Below are 21,825 nucleotides of genomic sequence, written 5' to 3'. Positions count from 1 at the left end.
ACACACGATAGTGGCATCAGGAGGAGGAACGATCTGAGCACCAGCCGAAAACGGGCGGCTTGGGCGGTTCGATCACTAAGAATTGTCGGACCCTGTTCTTACGATGCGCGCATGACCAACCCCGAACAGTTATGGGCAGACGGCCAACTACTGGCGCTCGACCTGGAATCCACCGACGTCGATCCGCGTCGCGACCGCCTCGTCACCGCGTCGATCGTCACGATCACACCCAGCCGAACAGGCGGAAAACCGCAGATTGAAACCAGGAACTGGCTCGCTGACCCCGGTATCGACATCCCTGCCGACGCCACCGCCCTCCACGGAGTCACGACGGACTACGCGCGCACCCACGGCCGGCCCGCCGCGGAGGTCGTCGAGGAGGTCAGCGGCGATCTGGCTCGGATCTGGACCGCGGCCGTTCCGCTCATCGCCTTCAACGCGCCCTTCGACCTGACCATGCTCGACGCTGAACTGCGCCGCCACCACGGCCGAGGACTCGACCTGTCAGGTCCCGTCGTGGACCCCATCTGCATCGACCGCCACCTGCATCCGAAGCGGGCGGAAAAACGGACCCTCGCAAATCTCTGCCAACACTACAAAGTCCGGCTCGATCAGGCCCACACCAGCGCCGACGACGCCGTCGCCGCGGCGCGGCTCGCATGGCGGCTGGCCAAAGCCGAGCCGGAACGAATCGGTCGCCTTGCGCCGCGCGCGCTGCACAATCAGCAGGCCAAATGGTTCCGCGAACAGCAAAGAGCACGGGCCGACGACCTCCAATATCGCCTCGGCCGCTTGCCTCGTAGCGATACCGCGCGGATCGACCGACTGCAACAGCAAATCTCAGACGCCCGAGCCGCTGCAACGGCCTGGCCACTACTGCCGGAAACCACGGCTATACCCACACGGCGACTACTGCCTCCCCGGCCTGATGGCGCTCGCCGAGATGGGCCAGTCCTGCTCTCCGAAATGGGCCAGCTGAGGAGTGCAGCGTAGCCGGTGTCAGCGGCGGAGCGGGATCACTCCGTCGGGTGCCGCGACGGGCATCTGCGGGCGTGCGGCTTCGGGTGTGGTGAGCAGCGCGACGATGGTGACCGGGCCGCCGCAGTGCGGGCAGTCCCGCTGGGCCGCGATGTGCGGCAGGGGCACTGCAGGCGCCAGCGGGGGCGCCGCCGGAGGCGGTGTCCCGAAGGACCTGGCGGTGACTGAGACGGGTGTGGTGCGTTCGACCTCCCGTCGGGCGGCTGCGGTGCGTTTGCACTGGCGCGAGCAGTAGAGCCGGGTCTTGGCTTGCCGGCCGGTGGCGACGAACGCTTCCCAGCAGATCGGGCAGGTCTTGCGGGTCGCGTTGTAGTTCGGGTCGTGTGGGTCAGGAGACATGTGCGTTCACCGCCTTGCGCAGCTTGTCCGATGTGGACTGATGTGAGCGGAGTCGATAGGAGGGGCCGTCGATACCGACGACGGTCGCGCGGTGCAGCAGCCGGTCCAGCATCGCTGCGGCGACGGTCGCGTCTCCGAAAGCCGTTGCCCAGTCAGCGATCCCGACGTTTGTCGTCAGGATCGTGCTCGACTTGAGGTAACGCTGGTTGATCACCTGGAACAACGCTGAGGCCCCGTCGCCGGGCAGTGGGAGATAGCCGAGCTCGTCGATCACGAGCAGTTTCGGTCCGGCGAAGAACCGCATGCAGGTGGCCCAGCGTCCTTCGACCGCGGCCTTGTGGCAGCGGGCGGCGAGGTCGGCTGCGGTGGTGAAGTAGACCCGGTTGCCGGCTTCGGCCGTGCCGCGCGCGAGTGCTGTGGCGAGCATGGTCTTTCCGACTCCGGGCGGCCCGACGAACAACACGTTGGAGGCGTCGTCGAGGAACCGCAGCGTCGCCAGGTCGCGGATGAGTTTCTCGTCGACGCCGGGTTGGGCGGCGAAGTCGAAGTCCGCCAGAGTCCAGGGATCCGGGAGGCAGGCGAACCGCAACCGGCCGGCGAGGCGGCGTTCTTCGGTGGCGTTGACCTCGATTTCCAGCAGCCTCTCCAGCGCCGCGGTCATCGACAGGTTCTCCGCGCGGGCCTGGTCGAGGATGCGGGGCAGGGCTTCGGCGGCGTTGTCGAGCTTGAGGTAGGAGAAGTGCGAGCGGAGTTGCTGATAGCGGCGGGCCTCGCTCATCTGTGGCCCTGAACGGNTTCCGGACAAGTGATCAGTCCTCCTTGGACTCATAGGTGGGTGCGCTGCCCAGCTTCGCCGCGGTGGCGGCGTAGGTGGCCAGGTCGATCACGACGTGGGCCGCGGGCCCCGTCGCGGGCAGGCCGCGCAGTCGTGCTGCTTCGGCCAACGCCGCCGCCGACGGCGGCCGGCGCGTCTTGTGGGTGCAGGGCCGATCGGTGCTGAACGCGCCCATCGCGGCGTGTTCGAGCGCGATCACGTGCCCGTCGTCGCGGACGACCCGGCCGGCCCCGTCCGGGGCGCGGTGGTGGACCGCGACCGTCGCGCCGCCCTCGGTGACGATCCGCAGCACGTCCGCGCCGAGCCGGTGACGGACCTGAACCTGCGCGCCGCCCAGCCCGGGCGGGACGGAATAGGAGTTGCCGCGAAAGGAAACCAGCGCCTGCGGCGTGACGATCCGGCCGAGGTCGAACTCGGCCGGGAACGCGACCAGCGGCAGGGCGTGCAGCCGCTCGGCCGCGGCCAGGCCGGCGACCGTGGTGCGCTCACCGTCGAGGACCCGGCGGCGGCTATCGAGCTTGGCCGCGAGACGATCCAGCCCGGCCTGCGCCTCGGCGATCGTGACGTCATCGCCGAGGGTGCGCCACCAGCGTTGCGCGGCCGAGTGGTTGGCCTTCTCGACCACACCCTTGCGGTTCCCGCGCCGCGGCGGACACGTCACCGACCGGACCCCGTAATGCTTCGCGACCTGGGAAAATGCGGGCGTGATCCGGCCTGAGGCGGGGTGGCAGACCGTGGCCATCCGGTCGAAGCGCCAGACCTGGGTCACCCCGCCCAGGCGCCGGACCACCGCGTCGAGGGCCTCGACCAGGTGCGGGAAGTCCTCGGCATCGGCCAGGACGCCGCGCCACTTGCTCGAGTGCGCCAGCGCGCCGACCAGCAGATGTGCCTGCTTCCCGGCGCCCCAGCTCGCCGGTGGGTCCGGCAGCTCGAGCCAGTCCCACTGGGTTTCCTCGCCCGGCGGGTGGGTGATGATCGCGACGTCCCGGCCGCGGGACACCTGGCAAGGCTCGCAGTGCGGGCGCAGCTGATAGCGGCGCAGCGCCCGGGTGAACGTCGAGTAGCCGCCTTGGTAGCCGAGCTCGGTGACCTCGTCCAGCAGCGTCGCCGCCCACAAGTGCGGGTCGTCGGCCAGCCGGGCGCGGCAGTAGCCGAGGAACGGCTCGAACGGGTCCGGCCCCGCTGGCCGTCGCTTGCCCGGCACCACCTCGCCGGCCAGGTAGCGGCGGATCGTCTTGCGGTCGCGTCCGAGATGTCGCGCGATCGCCGAGACCGACCAGCCTTGAGCACGCAGCGCCTGCGCCTCCACGTCTTCCTCCAGAGTGAGCATCCACGCCTCCGGTCACGATCACGGTGATCAACACCGAAACCGTCACCCCGAGGCCGCTGACCAGCGCAAACGACGCGCCGACAGGACACCCCAGCTGGGGAATTTCAGAGAGCAGGACTGGCCCTATTCAGAGAGCACCATCAGGCCCGGCGGACCAGCTCGGTCGCACGCCTCCTGGACTTCTGACCAGGAAGCCAAACTGCGCGAACAATGGCTCGCCGCCGACTCCAACACGGTGCCGGGCGTCGTGCATGACCTGCTTGCTGAGCAGCACGGTCGCAGTGCCGGTGCCATTCGCTCCCGCTTGATCAAGCTGCAGTGCGACATCGACGCACCCGGCCAGAGCTGCACGCCGGAACGCGCGGCTGAACTCAAAGCCAGGATCGAGGCGGAGTACGCGGCTGCTCGTGCCTGACCGGCCCCTTGGCTCTGCATTCGGTGAGCAATGCGGTTTCCGCGGAGGAGGCAGAGCGGGCCACTGTGCCTCCTCCGCGGACGTCTTCTGCTCGCGATTTCAGGTCGCGGCGCTCGGCATCCGCCAACCCGCCTGGCTACTGACCCGCAACACCGAGCTTGCTCTGCGCCCGCATGGAGGAGTCCCTGGCGATCGGCCAGGTGACCTATGGTAGGCCGCCGCAGGCCGACACCGGTCTCCGATTGGGCTCCGTTGCTCGCGGAGCACCCGATACACCGCGATACTGCCCGGCATAGACGCCGACGAAAAAAGCCGCCTGACCTGCACGGGTTAATCCTGGGCGGCACTAGTTGATACTCATTGACATGGCAATTCCAGGGATTAAAAGTCCTCTGCTCTGCCAACTGAGCTAGCGGCCCGTGGGCCGACCCTGAGGTTGACCCACCGAGGCGAGTTTAGCGAAGGCCGTCCGGCGCGACCCGGTAGGGGCGGTCACGACCGGAGCGGCGGTCGTTCGGCCAGCCGGAGCCAGCGTTGCCCCGCCCGCGGAGCGGTCGTCGCTGAAATGATGGGGACGTTTCGCTGGCGCATTCGGGGCAGGTGGCGACTTGGCATGATGGCCGCGTGCCGAACGACGCGCTTGTGAGCGAGGTGCCTCGGCCGGGGAGGCGGGATCTTTTCCGGCGGTTGTTGCCGGACGACATGGCGATGCCGTGGATCAGCACGATCGTGCTCGCGGCCACGCTCGTCACCGCGCGGCCGTCGGGCGGGCATGACTGGTTGTGGTTCGTCTACGGCGCGACGGCGGTTTGCTGGCTGTTCTGGTTCGCCGCGGCGAACCGGCGGCCGGGTGCCGCGGCACCGGTGTTGATCGCGGCTGCGCTGGTACCTGCGTTCGTCACCGGTCTGCCTAGCGACGGATCAGCGATCGTCCTTACCGCGGTCGTGGTTGGCACCTATGTTTCGCTGCCGCAGCCGGCGACGCGGTCGCTGGCTGCGGTGGTTTGCCTGGTCGTAGCGGTGGTCGGGCTGTCGGACCTGTTCTGGTCGCGTCCGGCGGATCGGTGGATCGGCAACCTCGGCGGCGTCGCGATCGCCGTTCTCATCGGGCTCAACCGAAGGCTGTACCTGGCGCGGACGCGCCAGGCGGAGGCCACTCACCAGGAACAGTTGCACGTCGCGGCGGCCGAGGAGCGGACTAGAATCGCGCGCGAAATGCACGACGTTCTCGCGCATTCTCTCGGCGCGCTTCGCGTGCAGCTCGAGGTGACGCACACGCTGCTGGCCGAGCAGGGTGAAACGGACCGGGCGATTGAGTACCTGGTCAGCGCGCAGCGGTTGGCCGAGCAGGGGCTGTCGGACGCGCGGGACGCGATTTCCGCGCTTCGGGAAGAGGTTCGGTCGCTGCCGGAAGCGCTGGCGGATCTCACCGAAGCGTTCGGTCGCGCTCATCGGACGCCGGTCGAGTTCCGGCAGCACGGCGAGTACCGGGTGTTGTCTCCACCGGAAACGGTCGCGCTGGTGCGGATCGCGAAAGAGGCGATGACTAACGCCGCCAAGCACGCGCCCGGCCAGCCAGTGACGGTCGACCTGGCTTACGGTGCCGCGGGGGCGACGGTCGTGGTTCGCAACCGGCTCGACCCGGACGCCGGCGTGACCGGCGAACCGGTCTGGAAGCCGGCTAGCGGCTACGGGCTGACCGGGATGCGGGAGCGGATCGAGCTGGTGGACGGCTCGCTGGAGAGCCGGGCGATCCCGGACCACGAGTCCGGACCGTGCTGGGAGGTGCGAGCGGCCGTTTCGGCGGGCCCAGCTGGTCAGGCGTAGCCAGCATCGTTCGCATACTGGATCGCTTGCACCCGGTCCCGGCTGCCGGTTTTGGCGAAGATCCGGTTGATGTGGCTCTTCACGGTCGCTTCGCTGACGAACAGCTGCTCGGCGATCTCCCGGTTGTTCAACCCGGCGGCCATCAGCTGCAGCACGTTCGCCTCCCGGGTGGTCAGCACGCCGGTCCGCGGACGTCCCGCCGGGCGCGCACTGGCGGCGGCGAGCAGCCGGCGCTGGACTTCGGTGTCGAGTACGGCCTGTCCTGCCGCCGCGGCTTGCACCGCCCGGCCGATTTCGTGCTTGTTCGCCGACTTGGTGAGATAACCGAGCGCACCGGCCTGGAGCGCTCGCATGATCCAGTCGTCGTCGGCGTACGTGGTGAGGACGACGACCTGGATTTCCGGATGGCTTTCGCGGATCCGACGGGTCGCCTCGACGCCGTCGCAGCGGGGCATGTTCAAGTCCATCAGCACCACGTCGGGCAAAAGCGTCTCAGCGAGTTCGACCGCCGCGTCGCCGTCGCCGGCCTGCCCGACCACGTCGATGCCGGGCACGGTATCCACGAGCAGCGCGAGCCCTTCCCGCACTGCGGACTGATCGTCCGCGATCACGAGTCGCAGCGGTTGGTTCTCTGTCATGGCCGCATGATCCCGGACTCACGGGCGGCTTGCCAGCTACCGGCCGGGTGGCCACCCGCGGGTGGAGAAATGTGCACCCGTCGCCGGTCGTGATTCCACCCGCACGGCGATGTTTCGCCCTGCCCGCCGGGGCTAGCTTCGGTTTTCCGACGATGGGAACGCGCTGTGGGCGGCATTGCGCGAACACGGGGAGGCAGTTATGAAGGACGCGTTGATTCTCAGCGGAGTGCTGCTCGCGGTGGTGCTGCTGGCGCATATCGGGCGGCGGAAGGAGAATCGGGTTCTCCTGATCATGCCGTTCTTCACTTCCGCGCTGATCGGCTGGGGCGCGCTCGCCGACCTCAGGCTGACCGGCCCCAACGTTCTCACTGGAGCGGCGGGAATCGTGGTCGGCATCGTGGTGGGGCTGGGACTGGTGAAGCTGACCAAGGTCGAGTGGGATGCGCGGAAGAAAGCGGTCTACACCACCGCTGGCGTCGGCTACCTCGGGTTGTGGCTGGCGGTGCTCGTTGGGCGATTGGCGTTTCTGTACGCGGTTCAGGAGAGTCAGACGGTCCGGGAGTCTTTCGGGACGTTCCTGTATCGGACTGGGATCGACGACGGCGGGGTCGCGGCGTTCTTCGTGGCGATGGCGTTGACGATGGTCGTCGTGCGCACTGCGGGAGTCTGGGTGTTCCGGTCGCGGCTGTTGCCGCGGGAATCGGCTACGGCGTAGGAGAAAAGGTGCGTCCGGCTCGATCGATCCGGACGCACCTGAGCCAGTGCTCAAACAGATCTCTGGGAGAACGCGAATGCGGCCGAGGCAAGGGCGAGGTCGGCTGGCTTGATTCCCTGGTGCAGGTTCCGCAGTTGCCTTGCGTCGGCCAGAGTATTCGTTGTCATGCCCGCCCCGGGCTCAATCGCTCGGAATGTCGTTTTCCGAAAGCTATCTCCCGTCCGGCGGACGGCGGAATCGGCTAGGGCTGGAAGCCCGCGTGGAGGTCTCGTCCATCCCCGGGTTCAGCCATGGTCGGCGAGTGACCGCACCGTTGCCGTGAATCTCTTCAGGTCTGCCGCGTACGCCTCTGGTTGGTCCATCGCGATGAAGTGGTGCCCGGCGGGATTGTCGGTCGGCCAGTGCACGATCTCGGATTCGCGCGCGGCCAGCCGGCGGATCCCGGGAGTCCCGCTGTACACGCCGGTCGGCGCTTTCTTCTGCCCTCGCGGCCAAGCGAATCCGTCCTTCGAGTAAAAGGACCACGACGACGTGCCGAAGGTTCCGGTGAACCAGTAGATGCTCAGGTTGGTCAGGAACGCGTCCAGCATTTTGTCCCACGGCTTGCCGCTGGCGTTGAATTCGTGGAATTTCTGCGCCATCCACGCGAGCGCGCCGACCGGCGAATTGTTCCAGCCGTAGGCGAACGTCTGCGGCGCGGTGCGCAGCAGCTGGTGGTGGTCGACGCCGTTCATCCAGTCCTGCGACATCATCGCGGCGAACGCGGCCCGCTCGGTTTCGTCCAGGTCGGGCAGGTCGGCTTCGGTCGGAATGCCCAGACCGGCGGTCACGTAGACGCCCAGCGCGTCGCCGGCCAGCGCCGTTTCCGGGGCCACGTAAGCGCCGAGATCGCCGCCCTGCACGACGTACTTCGAGTAGCCGAGCCTGCGCATCAGCTCCGCCCACGCGCGGCCGACCCGCGCGACGTTCCAGCCGAGGCCAGGTGCGGACGAGAACCCGAAACCTGGCAGCGAGGGCACGACCACGTGGAAGTCCGCGAGGTGCTCGATCAGTCCGGTGAACTCCACGAACGAATTCGGCCAGCCATGTGTCAGCAACAGCGGTGTCGCGTCCGGCGCGGCTGACGGCAAGTGCAGGAAATGCAGGTCAACGCCGTCGATGTCGGTGCGGAATTGCGGGAACTCGTTCAGCCGGGCCTCCTGTGCGCGCCAGTCGTAGCCGGTCGCCCAGTACGAGGCGACCTCGCGCAGCCAGTCCACCGGAACCCCGCGCTCCCATCCTTCGCCGGGCAGCCGCGGCGGCCAGCGGGTCTGTGTCAGCCGAGCGTGCAGGTCGGCGAGCGCGGCACCGGAGATCTCGATGCGGAACGGCTTGATCGGCATAGGCACGACGGTAGAACCCATGTAGGTCAGATATGGTCCTAGATCGTGAGCGATCCGTCCGCCCGGTTGTTGCAGCTGCTTTCGCTGCTCCAGACGCCCCGCCAGTGGCCGGGCAGCGAGCTGGCCGAACGGCTCGGCGTCGGTCCCCGGACGGTTCGCCGGGACATCGAGCGACTGCGGGAACTGGGCTATCCGGTCGAAGCCGCGATGGGCGCGGAGGGGGGATACCGGCTGGTCGCCGGCACCGCCCTGCCACCGTTGCTGCTGGACGACGAGGAGGCGGTCGCCATCGCGGTCGGCCTGCGCCTGGCGTCCGGGCACGCGGTGACCGGCATCGACGAGGCGTCCGTCCGCGCGCTGACCAAGCTCGAACGCGTCCTGCCGAGCCGCCTGCGCCGCCGGGTACGCGCGCTGGCCGCCGCGACTGTGCCGCTGCCGTCCGGCGACGGCCCGCGCGTGGACCCGTCGCGACTGACCGCGCTGGCCACCGCCATCGCCAACACCGAACGGCTCCGCTTTCACTACCTGGCCAACAGCGGCGAGGAGACCCGCCGCTTGGCCGAACCGCACCACCTCGTCTCGTCCGGCCGCCGCTGGTACCTGCTGGCCTTCGACGCCGATCGGGCCGACTGGCGGATCTTCCGCGTGGACCGGATCGAGCGCCTGCAGCTCATCGGCACCCGGTTCGAGCGGCGCGAACTGCCCGCGGAAGACCCGGCGGCGTACGTGACCAGCAAGCTGCACACCTCGCGCCCCACTCACCGCGCCGTGGTCACCGTGCACGCTCCGGCCGCCGAGGTGTCCCGGCTGTGGGGTGCGGCCGGCGAGGTCACGCCCGTGGACGAACAGACCTGCCGCGTCACCAGTCCGGCGGACACCCTGGAATGGCTGGCTTTCCGGCTGACCGGCCTCGGCCGCGAGTTCGAGGTGCACGAACCGCCACAGCTGGCCGCGCACCTGCGGGAACTCGGTGCGCGGGCGCTGCGGTCAGTCCGCTGACGTTCGGTAGAAACTGCGGGACACGTAGCTGCTGGCGTCCTTCGCTCGCGCTGAACACAGCTCCGCCTTCAGCGCCCGGGCCTGTTTGACGAGCGGATCGTCGCCAGGGGCGAGCGCGAGCACATCCACCGCGTGCAGCGCTTCCTGCGTCCGGCCTTCGTCGCGCAGCCGGGCGACCTGGTCGAGCACGCCTTGCTTGTCGGTGATCGCGCCCGCCCGCGCGGCCGCGGCCACGTCCGGCCTGCACGGGTGCAGCGTGGTCGGATTTCCGTCCCACCAACCGGTTTCCGACCGGACAATGTCTCGGACAAGGTACTCCCGATGCCCGTAGTTCTCGCGCATCCACGGCACGTCGAACAGCTCCGCCGGGTAATCCAGGTCGTGCACGATGTCGTCGGCGCAACGTCCGTCGTTGAGCCGATCCACCACGGCGGCCCGCAGCCAGCGGAGCGCGGCGGCGGTCGCGGTGAGCTGCCCGACCGGATCGTCGCGCACGACCGGCCCGAATTCCGGGACGAGCAGCGACGGCCGCAGCTCGGCGAGCCGGTCGAGGGTGTCTGCCCAGCGCACGGTGTCCCGCATGGTCCGCATCGGGGTGCCGATGTTGGGGATTCCGTTGATCACCGCCGCGCTGCCGTAGAGGACGCGCTGCTCGGGCAGCCAGACCGCGGTCACGTCATCGGTTTCCGACGGTGCCCACAGCAGCCGCACGGTGCGGTTGAGCGTCATTGCTTCGCGGTAGGTCTGATGGGGGAACGTCAGCGGCGGAAATTCGGGAAACTCCGTCACGGGACGTCGAAATTGCCGGGCGTTGATGCGGTTCTGCAGCCCGGCGGTTTCGAGGTACCGGCGATACCGGCGCACCACGTTCTCGTGCGCCACCACGGTCGGGCGTGGTTCGCCGCGCGCCGCCGCGTAGTCGAAAAACGCTGGTACGCCGTAGTTGTAGCCGAGATGTCCGTGGCTGTAGACGATCCACTGGACCGGCTCGGACGTGTGCTCCCGCAGCCGGTCCAGTGCCGGCGCGACGAGATGCGGAGCCGGACCGGTGTCGACCACGACGAGCCCGTCTCCGGTCTCCACGGCGAGAGTGTTGCCCTGCAAACCGATCGTGAACACGCCCGCGGCGACCTGGGTGACCTCGCCGGCGCCGTAGAGCGGGTTGTCGCTGCTGGGTACCGGCATCAGTGCGTGACCTTTCCGTCGGTGGAGCCGGTGGGGTTGACCGGCCGGAGCCCGAGCCGTCGCGCGGTCCGCTCCGGCCGGACGAAGACGATCGACACCACGCCGCCGACCAGGGACAGCACGCCGCCGATGGAGAACGCGAGGGTGTAGCCGACGGCGGGGCTGCTGGCGGACTGGATGAGCAACCCGGTCAGGTACGGCGCGATCAGCCCGGCGGTCGTGACCAGGCCGACCGAGATGGACAGCACGGCGCCGCGCTGCCGGGTCGGGGAGATCTCCGCGTTCACCGTCATGCCGATGGCGAACACGACGCCGCCGAGGCTGAACGCGATGGTGAGCAACGCGATCTGCAGCCACCCCGCGCCGACGTGCGGGAACGCCAGCATCGCGATGCCGGAGAGCACGACAGCGATCCCGCCGAGCACACCGCGCGCCATCCGGCTCGACACCCCGCGCCGCATCAGCCGGTCGGTCAACGTGCCCTGGCAGACGTTGAACACCACTGAAGCGATCCACGGCAGCGCCACCAGGGTGCCGGTAGTGACGGGGCGGTAGTGCAGCGCGGTTTCCAAGTAGTGCGGGACCCAGGCGACCAGGACGGCGAGCGCCCAGTAGGCGGCGAATCCGGAGAGGAACCCGCCGAGCCAGGTGCCGCTCAACAGGATCCGCCGGTACGGTACCCGCGGCTCGTCCACTTCGGATTTCTGCGCGGTGTGCACCGACGCGGTCCCGGCGACCGTGCCTTCGCGGCCGAAGACAGCCCACAGCACCGCCCACACCAGGCCGATCACCAGCAGCGCGAAGAACGCCCAGCGCCAGCCGTGCGCGACGATCACCGCGGTGAGCAAAGGAGCGGCGAGCGCGACGCCGAGGCCGGAACCGGCGTTGAGCAGCGAACTGGGCAGAGCGCGTTTCTCGTTGGGGAACCACTTGTACGCGGCGTGCATCGCGAGCGGATTCGCCGGGCCTTCGGCGGCGCCGAGGACGATCCGGCTCACCAGCAGCACGCCGAACCCGGCGGAGCCGAGCATCGGGGCCTGGGTGAGCGCCCAGACCACCCCGAGCACCAGCAGGATCCACTTCGACGGCACCCGGTTCGCGACGAACCCGACCACGATCGCCGAAATGCTGAACAGGAAGTAGAACCCGCTGCTGATCAGTCCGTAGGACTCCGGCGTCAGCCCGAGGTCGTGCATCAGCGGTTTCGCGGCCAGCCCTAGCACGGCCTTGTCCGCGAAATTGATCAGCATGAAAACCAGCAGCAGCACGGTGACCACCCAGCCTCGCGCACTGGTGGCCGGTGTCGCGGCGGGACGGGTGGATCTGCTGGGAACGGCGGGAGCGGTCATCGGGATCCCCTTTCAACGGCGTTGTCGGGCGGGGTGTGCCGGGCGGGGTGGAGCGGGAGGGGTCGAACGGTGGTGGTGCGGGCAGGGATGGAACTGGTCAGAAGGCCCAGCGGGTGCGGCCGGCGGCGCGCAGGCGCAAGTGCTCGTCGCGGTCGGCTCCGTCGAGCGCGGCTTGAGATTCGGCGGCGGCCCAGGCGTACACGCCCTTGGCCATCGTCGAGGTCGCCGCCTTTTCCAGCGCCGTGAACACTTCCGCGCGAGCGGTGTGCGCGATTTCGCCGGTTGGCTCCGCGTCGGCCGCGAGTTGCGCGAAATGGCCGGCCAGCCGGTGTTCGCCCGCGGCCAGCAGTTCCCGGGCGCGCTCGGCGAGCCGGTCGGCTCCGCCGGCGAGGCTGGCGATTTCCCGGGAGAGGTCGGCTCGCGGGGCGGGCTTGAGGTTCGCCGGGTTGCCGTCGTACCAGCCGCCGTAGAGCCGCCACACGTTGCGCACCACGAACTCCGGCTCGTCGTAGGACGGCTTGAGGTACGGCTTGGCCAGCAGTTCGGCCGGTGCGGTGACGCTGTGCACGACCTCGTCCAGAGTCGCGCCGGCGTTCATCGCGTCCACGGTCTGGTTGTGCAGAATTTCCAGGAATTCCGCGGTGTCCGACAGCGCGGTGCGGACCCGGTCGGCACCGGCGATCGGCACGCCGTGCCCGGGCAGCAGCAATTCCGCGCCGAGCCCGGCCATCCAGCGCAAGGCTTGCGCCCATTCCGCCGCGTAGCGCTGGACCTTCTGCGGATTGCCCGGATTGGGCGAGGACCAGATGAAAAAGTCGCCGCAGCAGAGAATCTTGCGTTCGGGCAACCACGCGATCGTCGCGTCGTCGGTCTCCCCGCGCGCATGGCGCAACCGTACGTCGAGGTCGCCGACCCGCAGCGTCGTGGCGTCCCGGTAGGTCAGGTCGGGGTAGCGGTACTCGCTGGGCCACCGAAAGCCGGGGGACTGGAACTGCCGCTGGTTGATCACCGTGTTGTAGCCGCGCGTGCGGTCGTAGCGCTGGAACCGGGGCGGGGTGTTCTCGTGCGCCAGCACGGCCGGTCGGCGCAGCCCGCGTTCCTCCGCTTCGGCGTCGAACGGCCCGACGCCGAAGACGTGGTCGATGTGGCCGTGGGAGTACACCGCGGTGTGCAGCCGAGCGTCGGTGCGAGCGCGGGTCGCGTCGAACAGGTCGGCCGCGGTGCGCCGTTCGCCAGTGTCGAAGCAGAACAGGCCGTCGCGAGTGGGGAACAGGTAGACGTTGCCGAACGCGGGCCACATCCACACGCCGTCGGCGAGTTCGTGCAGACCTTCGCGACGGAACACACCGGAGTGGTAGACGCGGGTTTCCGCTTCGCCTCGCCAGACCTTGTCCGCGTAGTCGAGCAGGTCAGTCACGGGAGTCCTCCTTGGTGGTGATGAGCGCGTCGACGGCGATCAGGCCGTCGTCGGTGACGCAGAGCGGATTGGCTTCGATTTCGGCGAATTCCGGGTGGTTGTCGAGTACGCGGAGCAAGCCGTCGACGGCGCTGCGGACCGCGGCGGCCGGAGCGCCGAGGACTGCTTCCGCCCAGCGGGCGAACTCGGCGATCTGGCCGGGCGAGGCGGGCAGCACCAGCGCCCGCCGGGGCGCGGACGGGTCTTCCGCCTGGTCGCCGCCCGCGCCGAGCAGGACGGCGGTGCCGTAGATCGGGTCCCGGACAGCGCCCAGCGACAGTTCGACGGTGTGCGGGACCAGCGGCTGGATGACCACGACGCGGTCCGGATCGGCGGACACCTCGCGCAGGCGCGCGGCGAGTGCCGTGGTGGCGGCGGGAAGCTCGTCCGCGGTCACGCCGACGCGAACCAAGCCCGCGCGCGCCCGGTGCGGCACGTCGGAAGCATCGCCCTTGAGCACGTACGGACCCGGCCAGGGCGGCGGCGCGTCGTTCGCGGTCACCGTCGGGACGTGCGCGATGCCTGCTTCGGCCAGCACCGGCGCCGACCGCAACTCAGTCCAAATCGGACGATCTCCGCCGGACGGTCGCCGGGGCTCCGGAACCACGTCCGGCACCAGCACCCGCAATCGCCGGACCAGTGCGCCGATGCTGGGCAGCACGGTGTCCGGCCGGCCGAGCTGAGCCAGTTCGCCGGGCGGGGCGCACGCCCACACGAACCACGCCGGGGTGCGCATCGCCGCGGCGGCTTCGGCCAATCGCCGGTACGGTTCGCGAAACCGGTCCCCGAAGGTCAGATAGAGCACCACGCCGTCGAGTTCGGGGTCCGTGTCGAGCGCGCCGAGCAGGTCCTCGACCCGGTCGAGCCAACGGTCGATGTTGCCGCCGAGATCGACCGGATTGGTGTCCGCCGCTTCGATCCCGCCGGCCTTGGCGAGCTGTTCGCGGGTCGCGTCCGACAGCGGCGGGACCCGGACGCCCATCGCCGTCAGGCTGTCGGCGAGGACTCCGCCCGCGCCGCCGGACATGGTCAGCACCGCGAGGCGCGGCACCGGCGGCAGCCGTACTCCCTTGCGGGCGCTGAGAACCGCGTCCACGAGCTGGTCGTCATCGGTGACGAGCCGGATGCCTTCCTGCCGGCACAGTCCGGCGAGCAGCATATGGTCGCCCGCCACCGCGGCGGTGTGCGAGAGCGCGGCTTGCCGTCCGGCGGCACTGCGTCCGACCGCGAGCGCCACCACGGTCTTGCCCGCCGCGGCGGCTTGCCTGCCCAGTTCGCGCAGGCCGGCCGCGTCGCGCACGCCTTCCAGGTAGAGCACCAGCACGTCGAGGTCGGGCTGGTCCAGCAAGTAGCCGCCCAGCTCGGTGCTGGAAAGGCAGGCTTCGTTGCCGACGCTGGCGTAGTAGGAGTAGCCGACCCCCGCCTGTTCAAGAAGATCGGCCAGCACGAAGCCCATCGCGCCGCTTTGCGTCACGATCCCGACCGGGCCGGGCGCGAGCCGTTCGCGGTCGAGGAACACCGTGGTCGACAGCTGCACGCCGGCCGGGCGGCTGACCACGCCGAGGCAGTTGGGCCCGAGCACCGGGAGATCGCCGGCCGCCGCGCGGAGCCGGTCCTGCAGCTGCGGGTTGCCGTCCTCGGCGAAGCCGGCGGCGAACACGATTACCGCGCCCGCGCCCTGGTCACGGGCTTGCGCCACCAGGGCGGGCACGGTCTCCGCCGGGGTCGCGAGCACGACCAGGTCCGGGCCGTAGCCGATCTCGGCGAGCGAGCCGACCGTGCGGACCCCGGGCAGGTCGAGCGCGCCGCGGGCCACCGCCACGACTTCGCCGTCGTAGCCGCCGCGGACCAGCCGGTCCAGCGCGATGCGGCCCCAGGAAAGCGCGGTGGTCGCGGAGACTCCGACGACGGCGACCGACTTCGGGCGGAACAGCGGTTCGCAGCGAGCGGAGTGCACCGGCGGACTCCCTGTGATCGAGGTCATGGACACAACTCCAACTGTCGCCTGCGCCGGCCCAGCTCGTAAGCGCACATCGCCCATGGTTTCGGCTAGCGTGTTATGACATGTCACAACAGCTGTGGGCGAGCTTGGAACGACAGGTGCCGCAGGTGGTGGACCGGACTCTGCGCCGCTACGTCGAGCTGTCGCCGCACTACCGCGGTCCGGTGCCCGAACACCTCTACCGGCACATGGCGCACACCTGCCGCGAGCTTTTCCGGCTCTTCCTCCGTGCGGTGCGGGAGCGGCGCGCCCCGCGAGCCGACGAGCTCGAGCTTTTCCGCGAACGAGGCCGGGAACGCGGGCTCGAAGGGCTGCCGGTCAGCGATTTCCTGCACGCGTACCTGCTGGGCATCGAAGAGCTGTGGGCGGAGGCGGCCCGGCAGTCCGAAGGCGACCTGCCGACGTACGCGACGGCGGTGCTGCTGGACTGCCTGCACCAAGTCTTGGTGACCGCGATCAGCGCGCATCAGGAGGAGTTCCAGGCCGCACACGGCGACGAGCGCGAGGCGATCCGGGCGCTGGCGCGGGCGCTGGCCGCGGGGGAGCCGGCTGTGGAACTCGCCGCCCGGTTCGACCTCCGGCTGGCTCCCGCGTACGGCGCGCTCGCGCTGCGGTTTTCCCCGGACCCGGCGGAATCCGCTGGCGACTCGGTCGGCCGCCGGCTCGCTGAGCACCGTCGGGTCAGCCAGCTGCTGCGACACCTGCGCCGCGCCCTGCCCGATGACGCGCTGGCCGCCCTCGACCCGGACGGCGGTCTGGTCCTGCTTCCGTCCACTCCGGACGGTTCGGCCGCGGCGACCGCCGCGGCGCAGCACGCCATTCCGCAGGCTCAGCGGGAATCCGGCGTGGAGATCACCGCCGGATTCGCGCATGCGGCCGACTTGGCGGCGATTCCGGCCGCGGTGCGACAGGCGGAGAAACTCCTGCCGCTGGCGTCCGCGCCCGGCGGAGTAGCGGTCCTCGACGACCACCTCTTCGAGTTCCACCTCAGCCATGAGAGCGCAGCGGTGCCGAAGCTGCGCTCGATCGCCTCCCGGCTGCGCGGCGAGCCGGACTTGCTGACCACGTTGACCGCCTACCTGGAAACGGACTTCAACCGCCGGGAAACCGCGCGGCGGCTGCACGTCCACCCCAACACGGTCGACAACCGGCTCGCCCGGATCGCGGCGCTGACCGGTGCGGACCCGCGGACCGCGAAGGGCGTCCTGCTGTTCGGCGCCGCGTTGGGTTTGCCGGGGTAGTCAGGCGATGAGTTCCGCGAGCGCCTCGCGCAGTTTTCCTTCCACCGCGACCGGCCGCCGGCTTTCCCGGTCCACGAACACGTGCACGAAATGCCCTTCCGCCACCAACGTCTCGGCAGCCGAGTACATCCCGATCTCGTAGCGCACGCTCGACCGGCCGAGATGCGCCACCCGCAGACCGATCCGGAGCGTGTCCGGGAACGAAACCGAAGCGTGGTAGGCGCATTTCGACTCGACGCACAGTCCGATCACCGGCCCGGATTCGATGTCCAGTCCGCCGCGCTCGATCAGCCAGGTATTGATCGCCGTGTCCATCAGCGAGTAGTGCACCACGTTGTTCACGTGGCCGTAGACGTCATTGTCCTTCCACCGCAGCGGAACCTGGTGCCAATGCGGGTAGCTCACCACAGCTGCACCGATGCGCGCAGAATCCCCGCCAAGTCCTCTTCGGACGGGGTGCGCGGTGCGGTCGCCAGCAACCGTTGCTGCTGCACCGTGCCGGAGACGAGAGAGTCCACATCGGACTCCGAATAGCCGACCGCGCCGATCCCGGACGGCAAGCCGATCGACTGCATCAGTTCGGTCAGCACCGCGGGCAGATGATCCGCCAGGTCGCCGGACCACTCGAAGTCCGGCGCGAGCAGCCGGGCTACCCGCAGGTGCCGTTCCGGGTCGGCCGCGAAGGTGAACCGGAACGCGGCCGGCGCGGTCAGCGACACCGCCATCCCGTGCGGCACCATCGCCTCGTCGCCGGGATAGTCCGCGGGGTGGAAATCCCGTACCTGCCCGGCGATCGGGTACGCGTTGGCGTGCGGGATGTGCACGCCCGCGTTGCCGAAGCCGAGCCCGGCGAACGTCGCGGCCAGCGCCATCGCCTCGCGCGCGGCCAGGTTCTCGCCGTCCTTGACCGCGGCCGGCAGCGCCCACGACAGCAGTTGCAGCGATTTCTCCGCGAACATGTCGGCGAGCGGGTTCGCCCCGCAGTACGGCACGCGCTGTTCCGGCCGCTTCCGGTCGAACTCGGTGTAGGGCTTGGCGGTGTAGCTCTCCGCGGCGTGGCACAGGATGTCCATGCCGCTCGCCGCGGTGACGCCGGCCGGCTGGCTGACCGTCAGCCGCGGGTCGACGACCGCCAGCGTCGGGCGCAGCCGCAGGTGGCTGATCCCGCTCTTCACCCGCAGCGACAGCACGTCCAGCACGCACACGGTGGTGCTCTCCGAGCCGGTCCCGGTCGTCGTCGGCACCGCGACCAGCGGTTTCAGCGGATTCGCCGGGGCCCGGCCGCCGCCGACCGGCGCGTTGACGTAGTCCATCAGCTCGCCGTCGTTGCTGGTCAGCAGGTTCGCCGCCTTGGCGGTGTCGATGCTGGAGCCGCCGCCGACGGCCACGAACGCGTCGTACGGGCCGGAGCCGCGGGCGAAGTCGACCGCCTTCTGCATGCTCACCTCGGTGGGCTCGACCTGGACGCCGTCGAAGGTCTCCACCGTGATCCGGTAGCCGCGGATGCCCTCGGCGATCCGTTCCGGCCAGCCGGTCGCCGCGACGACCGGGTCGGTGACCACCAGCACCCGGCGCGCTCCGTACTGGGCAAGGTCGTACCCGATCTCGTCGCTCGCCCCGGTGCCGTACTTGAGCGCAGGGGCACCATAAGTGAAAACAGTCTCATGTTCGGCGGATGTCACGCGGCCGTCCTCCCAACTGGCGGGCAGCCCGATCCGGCAATCGGCATAATCCGGCAGCGACTTTTTCAAGATCACTTGACGCCGGTGAACGGTGCCGCCCTAAGCTCTCCCTCATTAGATACCAACAGGGAACTACCGTCGCGCAAACGGCCGTACGCGTTTTGAACGAAGCCCGGGTCCGCCGGGTGTACGCGGTCGTCGGCGAGTCGTTCCTGGAATTGCTCGACGCGCTGGGCCGCGAGCGCGACCTCACGCTCGTCTCGGCCCGGCACGATTCGGGCGCCGCCTTCATGGCCGAGGCCGAAGGCAAGCTCACCGAACGGCCCGCGATCCTGCTCGCCAGCCGCGGTCCGAGTGCCGCGGCGCTGGTCTTGGGAGTGCAGACGGCCTACCAGGACGAGACGCCGATGGTGGTGCTGCTGGAAACCCCGGCGCTGGACCGGACGCTGACCGGCGAGGTGCCGGCGTCCGATGCCACGCCGATGTTCGAGAAGATCGCCAAATGGTGCGTCCGCGCGGACGCACCGGACGATGTGCCGCACTTGCTCGCCGAAGGTCTCGCCCGCTGCCGCGAAGGCCGGCCGGGACCGGTGGTGATCGGCGTGCCTGCCGACGCGTGGGGCGTCCCGTACGACTCGGCGAAGCCGGCCGCCGAGGTTCGCCCGCCCGCCGCCGGCACGTTGGGCCGTTCGGCGGAAGCAGTCGCCGGGCTTGTCGACGAAGCCCGCTACCCGGTGGTCATCGTCGGCGGTCGCGCGCGGTCGGCGCGCGACGAACTGATCGCGGTCGCGGACGAGCTCGCGCTGCCCGTGTACAACGCTTTCCGCAGGCAGGATGCCTTTCCGGAGAACCACGCGCGCTACGCCGGGCACCTCGGGCTGGGCATTCCGGCGCGCCAGCTCGACGCCCTTGAGCGCGCGGACCTGGTGCTCGCGCTCGGCACCCAGCTCGACGAAGTCACCACCCAGGGTTTCCGCTACCCGACGCCGCAGCAGACGCTCGTCCTTGTCGGCACAGGGATTGACGAGCAGCGCCGTCGCGGCCTGACGTTCCGCGTCGACTCTGAGGTGGAGCCGTTTCTCAAGGAGCTGCGCGCGATCGCTTCGCCGCGTACGCGCAGGGCATCGGCCGCGAACGCCGCCGTGCACACCTTCATGACACCGCCGAACACCAGCGACAACACCCGCGTGCATCCGGCAGACGTGGTGCGCGCGCTGCGAAAGCTGGCACCCGAGGACACCATCGTCACGAGTGACGCAGGCAACTTCGCGCAGTTCATGCACCGCTACTGGTGCTTCACCGCTCCGCGCAGCCAGCTCGGCCCGAGCAACGCCGCGATGGGGTACGCGGTGCCTGCCGCGGTCGCGGCCAAGCTCGCCGAGCCGCGTCGTGCAGTGGTCGCGATGGTCGGCGACGCGGGCACGCTCATGACTGGGCAAGAGATCGAGACAGCGGTGCGCTACCGGGCGCCGGTGATGGTGGTCGTGTTCCAGAACGGGCTGCACGGTCCGCTCGCGATGCACCAGGCGCGCACCCACGGGCGGCTGTCCGGGGTGACCATCCCGCTGACGGACTTCGCTTCCTGGGCGCGCGGCCTCGGCGCGGCGGGGTACACGGTGGACGATCGCGAGCGGCTCGAGCCGATCATCGCGAGCGCCCTGGTACGGCAGCGGCCGTGCGTGATCGACGTCCGGACGGATCCGGATGTGGTGACCCCGGACGTCCGGCTGAGCGCTCTGCTGGGTGCTTCGCGTCCGGCCGCTCCCTGAGCCCCGGCCTGGTTGCTGCCTGTCCGTGAAGGGCTCCTTGGGGGAATCAGAGTCCGGCAAGGGGCCCTTCACGGACCGCGTCCCCGGTCGCCTGCCGCCGCCCGGTACCTGAAATCTTCCTGAGAACACAGGGAAACGCCGGAGAAGTTCGGTAGCTGCCCGCCCCCGGCTCAGGTAACCTGACGGTGTTCCCGGGGTTTTCGGCAATCGGACCCGGTACGCTCGGCTCGATCGGCTGGCGTCCGGATGGGGAATTCCCGGGTGGCGTCCCGGCTTGGTTCGCGGCCGTCCGGCCCGTTTCCGGATCGGGGATCGCCGGTTTTTGTCGGTGCCGGATGGCACCATCGCGGTCATCGCCCCCGCTTGCCGCGGGAAGGAACGAGGGGAGTTCGTCATGGCCGACGAAAAGGACGGGAAATCCCGCACCGGGAAGGCCGCCGGCACGACGCGCGGCCGGGCCCGGTCCACGCAGTCCGCTGCCGTGGTGTCCGTGGTGCGGAACGAGCCCGAGCAGGCCGCGCAGGTGCCGGAGCAGGCCCGGTCCGGAGTGGTTCCGGTGCAGTTCAGCGCCAGTGCGGAAGCGCACGACGTGGCCGTCGTCGCCGCGGACAGCGGGGCAGGCTGGCGCTCGCCGTTCGGCGCGTCGCTGCGACCGGCCAGCGGGGAGTGACCCGGTCTCGTGAACTGGGGTGAGTCGGCTTGTCGGGGGCCGCTCCGCTGTGCTTTACTTTAAGTGGTCTCGAATTTTGTGTTCGTGGTAAGTCACGCTCGCAGAACTCAGCGGGCGTGAGCTTCTTCGTCGTCTCGACGAAGGCGGATCTCGCCCGTGTCTGGGCCCAGGACGTCGATGTGGCTTCCTGTTTTGGTGTTATGTATGGAGATTGTTAGATGACTGAGGGCACCGTGAAGTGGTTCAACTCCGAGAAGGGGTTCGGCTTCATCACTCCCGACAACGGTGGCGGCGACGTCTTCGTGCACTACAGCGAGATCCAGGGCAACGGCTTCCGTACCCTTGAGGAGAACGCTCGCGTGCAGTTCGAGATCGGCCAGGGCCAGAAGGGCCCGCAGGCTACGTCGGTCACCGTTCTCTGACCTACGTTCTTCGCTGAGAAGCCGCCGCTCCCGTCTTCGGGAGCGGCGGCTTCTCTCGTTCCAGCCGCTCCCGCCGGGTGGATCTGGGCGGGTGGTTCTGGTTGCCGGACAACGCATTCCCTTCCGACACCGGCCACTGTGGATCGCCCGATCGTGGCCGGTCACCGACTCGTAGGCTCGCCGGCATGATCGAAAACAGCTACCTCGTCACCGGAATGTCGTGCGGTCACTGCGCCCAGTCGGTCACCGAGGAACTGACCGCACTGCCCGGCGTCGAGAACGTCACAGTCGACATCGAGACCGGCCGCGTCCAGGTCCGCAGCGCCAGCCCGCTCGACGAGGCGGCCGTGCGGGCTGCGGTCGAAGAGGCCGGGTACAGCTACGGCGGGCTCGGAACTCTCGTCTGAACTATGGGTAATTACCCAGGAACCCAGGGTAGGCTCTCGTCGCGGCAGCGGCCTCTGCAACGTTGATGCAACCCTTTCCTCCACACTGGAGGAGGCGTTCGATGGCCCGGAGAGCGGACGAGGG

At 69.4% G+C, this 21,825-nt stretch carries 21 protein-coding genes; 10 read left to right on the top strand and 11 right to left on the bottom strand.

Annotation, left to right across the window (positions count from 1 at the left end; genetic code table 11):
• Positions 1-111 precede the first annotated feature (111 nt).
• Positions 112-993 (top strand): exonuclease domain-containing protein, encoded by an 882-nt coding sequence (locus AMYBE_RS0129900; RefSeq protein WP_020663070.1) that lies wholly within the window; start codon positions 112-114, stop codon positions 991-993.
• A 6-nt stretch (positions 994-999) separates the two neighbouring features.
• Here AMYBE_RS0129900 and AMYBE_RS0129895 read toward each other — a convergent pair whose 3' ends face one another.
• The 3 genes from AMYBE_RS0129895 to istA all read right to left on the bottom strand — a co-directional run bounded on the left by AMYBE_RS0129895 (position 1,000) and on the right by istA (position 3,542).
• Positions 1,000-1,377 carry a hypothetical protein gene (locus AMYBE_RS0129895; RefSeq protein ID WP_020661063.1) on the bottom strand — a complete coding sequence of 126 codons (378 nt, stop codon included), beginning with the start codon at positions 1,375-1,377 and terminating at the stop codon, positions 1,000-1,002.
• Positions 1,367-2,155, bottom strand: coding sequence for an IS21-like element helper ATPase IstB (gene istB / locus AMYBE_RS0129890; protein ID WP_020661064.1), 789 nt, complete (start codon positions 2,153-2,155; stop codon positions 1,367-1,369). Before istB ends, AMYBE_RS0129895 begins: the two co-directional genes overlap by 11 nt.
• A gap of 31 nt (positions 2,156-2,186) precedes the next feature.
• A complete protein-coding gene (gene istA, locus AMYBE_RS0129885; protein WP_020661065.1) occupies positions 2,187-3,542 on the bottom strand; it encodes an IS21 family transposase in 1,356 nt (451 codons plus the stop codon).
• On the opposite strand from istA, the gene AMYBE_RS45120 reads away from it, so the two are divergent.
• Complete coding sequence (locus AMYBE_RS45120; RefSeq protein ID WP_154676326.1) at positions 3,535-3,957, top strand: hypothetical protein; 423 nt, start codon at positions 3,535-3,537, stop codon at positions 3,955-3,957. The genes istA and AMYBE_RS45120 overlap by 8 nt on opposite strands.
• A 624-nt stretch (positions 3,958-4,581) precedes the next feature.
• Positions 4,582-5,784: a sensor histidine kinase gene (locus AMYBE_RS42540; protein ID WP_051124793.1), complete on the top strand. Its 1,203-nt coding sequence runs from the start codon at positions 4,582-4,584 to the stop codon at positions 5,782-5,784.
• Here AMYBE_RS42540 and AMYBE_RS0129870 read toward each other — a convergent pair.
• Complete coding sequence (locus AMYBE_RS0129870) at positions 5,775-6,422, bottom strand: response regulator transcription factor (protein ID WP_020663068.1); 648 nt, start codon at positions 6,420-6,422, stop codon at positions 5,775-5,777. The two genes, AMYBE_RS42540 and AMYBE_RS0129870, sit on opposite strands and share 10 nt — an antisense overlap.
• A 199-nt stretch (positions 6,423-6,621) precedes the next feature.
• Here AMYBE_RS0129870 and AMYBE_RS0129865 point away from each other — a divergent pair, with 199 nt between their 5' ends.
• The gene (locus AMYBE_RS0129865; RefSeq protein ID WP_020663067.1) at positions 6,622-7,137 is read left to right on the top strand and encodes a hypothetical protein; all 516 of its coding nucleotides are present in this window, start codon (positions 6,622-6,624) and stop codon (positions 7,135-7,137) included.
• A gap of 284 nt (positions 7,138-7,421) precedes the next feature.
• Here the strand turns inward: AMYBE_RS0129865 and AMYBE_RS0129860 are convergent, their stop codons facing one another.
• Positions 7,422-8,519 (bottom strand): epoxide hydrolase family protein, encoded by a 1,098-nt coding sequence (locus AMYBE_RS0129860; protein ID WP_020663066.1) that lies wholly within the window; start codon positions 8,517-8,519, stop codon positions 7,422-7,424.
• Positions 8,520-8,564: 45 nt separating this feature from the next.
• Between AMYBE_RS0129860 and AMYBE_RS0129855 the strand changes: the two genes are divergently transcribed.
• Positions 8,565-9,518, top strand: coding sequence for a helix-turn-helix transcriptional regulator (locus tag AMYBE_RS0129855; protein ID WP_020663065.1), 954 nt, complete (start codon positions 8,565-8,567; stop codon positions 9,516-9,518).
• On the opposite strand, the gene AMYBE_RS0129850 is transcribed toward AMYBE_RS0129855, so the two are convergent.
• The 4 genes from AMYBE_RS0129850 to AMYBE_RS0129835 all read right to left on the bottom strand — a co-directional run bounded on the left by AMYBE_RS0129850 (position 9,507) and on the right by AMYBE_RS0129835 (position 15,492).
• Positions 9,507-10,703, bottom strand: coding sequence for an alkyl sulfatase dimerization domain-containing protein (locus AMYBE_RS0129850; RefSeq protein ID WP_020663064.1), 1,197 nt, complete (start codon positions 10,701-10,703; stop codon positions 9,507-9,509). The genes AMYBE_RS0129855 and AMYBE_RS0129850 overlap by 12 nt on opposite strands.
• Positions 10,703-12,052, bottom strand: a complete 1,350-nt coding sequence (locus AMYBE_RS42535; protein WP_051124791.1) for an MFS transporter — start codon at positions 12,050-12,052, stop codon at positions 10,703-10,705. Before AMYBE_RS42535 ends, AMYBE_RS0129850 begins: the two co-directional genes overlap by 1 nt.
• Positions 12,053-12,149: 97 nt before the next feature.
• Complete coding sequence (locus tag AMYBE_RS0129840) at positions 12,150-13,469, bottom strand: alkyl sulfatase dimerization domain-containing protein (protein WP_020663062.1); 1,320 nt, start codon at positions 13,467-13,469, stop codon at positions 12,150-12,152.
• Positions 13,462-15,492, bottom strand: coding sequence for an acetate--CoA ligase family protein (locus AMYBE_RS0129835; protein WP_051124789.1), 2,031 nt, complete (start codon positions 15,490-15,492; stop codon positions 13,462-13,464). The genes AMYBE_RS0129840 and AMYBE_RS0129835 overlap by 8 nt, the downstream gene beginning before the upstream one ends.
• An 80-nt stretch (positions 15,493-15,572) precedes the next feature.
• Here AMYBE_RS0129835 and AMYBE_RS0129830 point away from each other — a divergent pair, with 80 nt between their 5' ends.
• Positions 15,573-16,751 carry a PucR family transcriptional regulator gene (locus AMYBE_RS0129830; protein WP_051124787.1) on the top strand — a complete coding sequence of 393 codons (1,179 nt, stop codon included), beginning with the start codon at positions 15,573-15,575 and terminating at the stop codon, positions 16,749-16,751.
• On the opposite strand, the gene AMYBE_RS0129825 is transcribed toward AMYBE_RS0129830, so the two are convergent.
• Both AMYBE_RS0129825 and AMYBE_RS0129820 read right to left on the bottom strand, forming a co-directional pair.
• The gene (locus AMYBE_RS0129825; RefSeq protein WP_020663059.1) at positions 16,752-17,159 is read right to left on the bottom strand and encodes an acyl-CoA thioesterase; all 408 of its coding nucleotides are present in this window, start codon (positions 17,157-17,159) and stop codon (positions 16,752-16,754) included.
• Positions 17,153-18,433, bottom strand: a complete 1,281-nt coding sequence (locus tag AMYBE_RS0129820) for a hydroxyacid-oxoacid transhydrogenase (RefSeq protein WP_027928161.1) — start codon at positions 18,431-18,433, stop codon at positions 17,153-17,155. Before AMYBE_RS0129820 ends, AMYBE_RS0129825 begins: the two co-directional genes overlap by 7 nt.
• On the opposite strand from AMYBE_RS0129820, the gene AMYBE_RS0129815 reads away from it, so the two are divergent.
• From AMYBE_RS0129815 to AMYBE_RS0129800, 4 genes are all read left to right on the top strand, one after another.
• Positions 18,427-20,202 carry a thiamine pyrophosphate-dependent enzyme gene (locus AMYBE_RS0129815; RefSeq protein WP_425386920.1) on the top strand — a complete coding sequence of 592 codons (1,776 nt, stop codon included), beginning with the start codon at positions 18,427-18,429 and terminating at the stop codon, positions 20,200-20,202. The genes AMYBE_RS0129820 and AMYBE_RS0129815 overlap by 7 nt on opposite strands.
• A gap of 394 nt (positions 20,203-20,596) precedes the next feature.
• A complete protein-coding gene (locus AMYBE_RS42530; RefSeq protein WP_020663056.1) occupies positions 20,597-20,872 on the top strand; it encodes a hypothetical protein in 276 nt (91 codons plus the stop codon).
• 218 nt (positions 20,873-21,090) lie between these two features.
• Complete coding sequence (locus AMYBE_RS0129805; RefSeq protein WP_020663055.1) at positions 21,091-21,294, top strand: cold-shock protein; 204 nt, start codon at positions 21,091-21,093, stop codon at positions 21,292-21,294.
• Positions 21,295-21,479: 185 nt separating this feature from the next.
• The gene (locus tag AMYBE_RS0129800; protein WP_020663054.1) at positions 21,480-21,701 is read left to right on the top strand and encodes a heavy-metal-associated domain-containing protein; all 222 of its coding nucleotides are present in this window, start codon (positions 21,480-21,482) and stop codon (positions 21,699-21,701) included.
• Positions 21,702-21,825 lie beyond the last annotated feature (124 nt).

Source organism: Amycolatopsis benzoatilytica AK 16/65 (genome assembly GCF_000383915.1).
Classification (GTDB): Bacteria; Actinomycetota; Actinomycetes; order Mycobacteriales; family Pseudonocardiaceae; genus Amycolatopsis; species Amycolatopsis benzoatilytica.
This window is presented reverse-complemented; position numbering and strand designations above follow the sequence as displayed.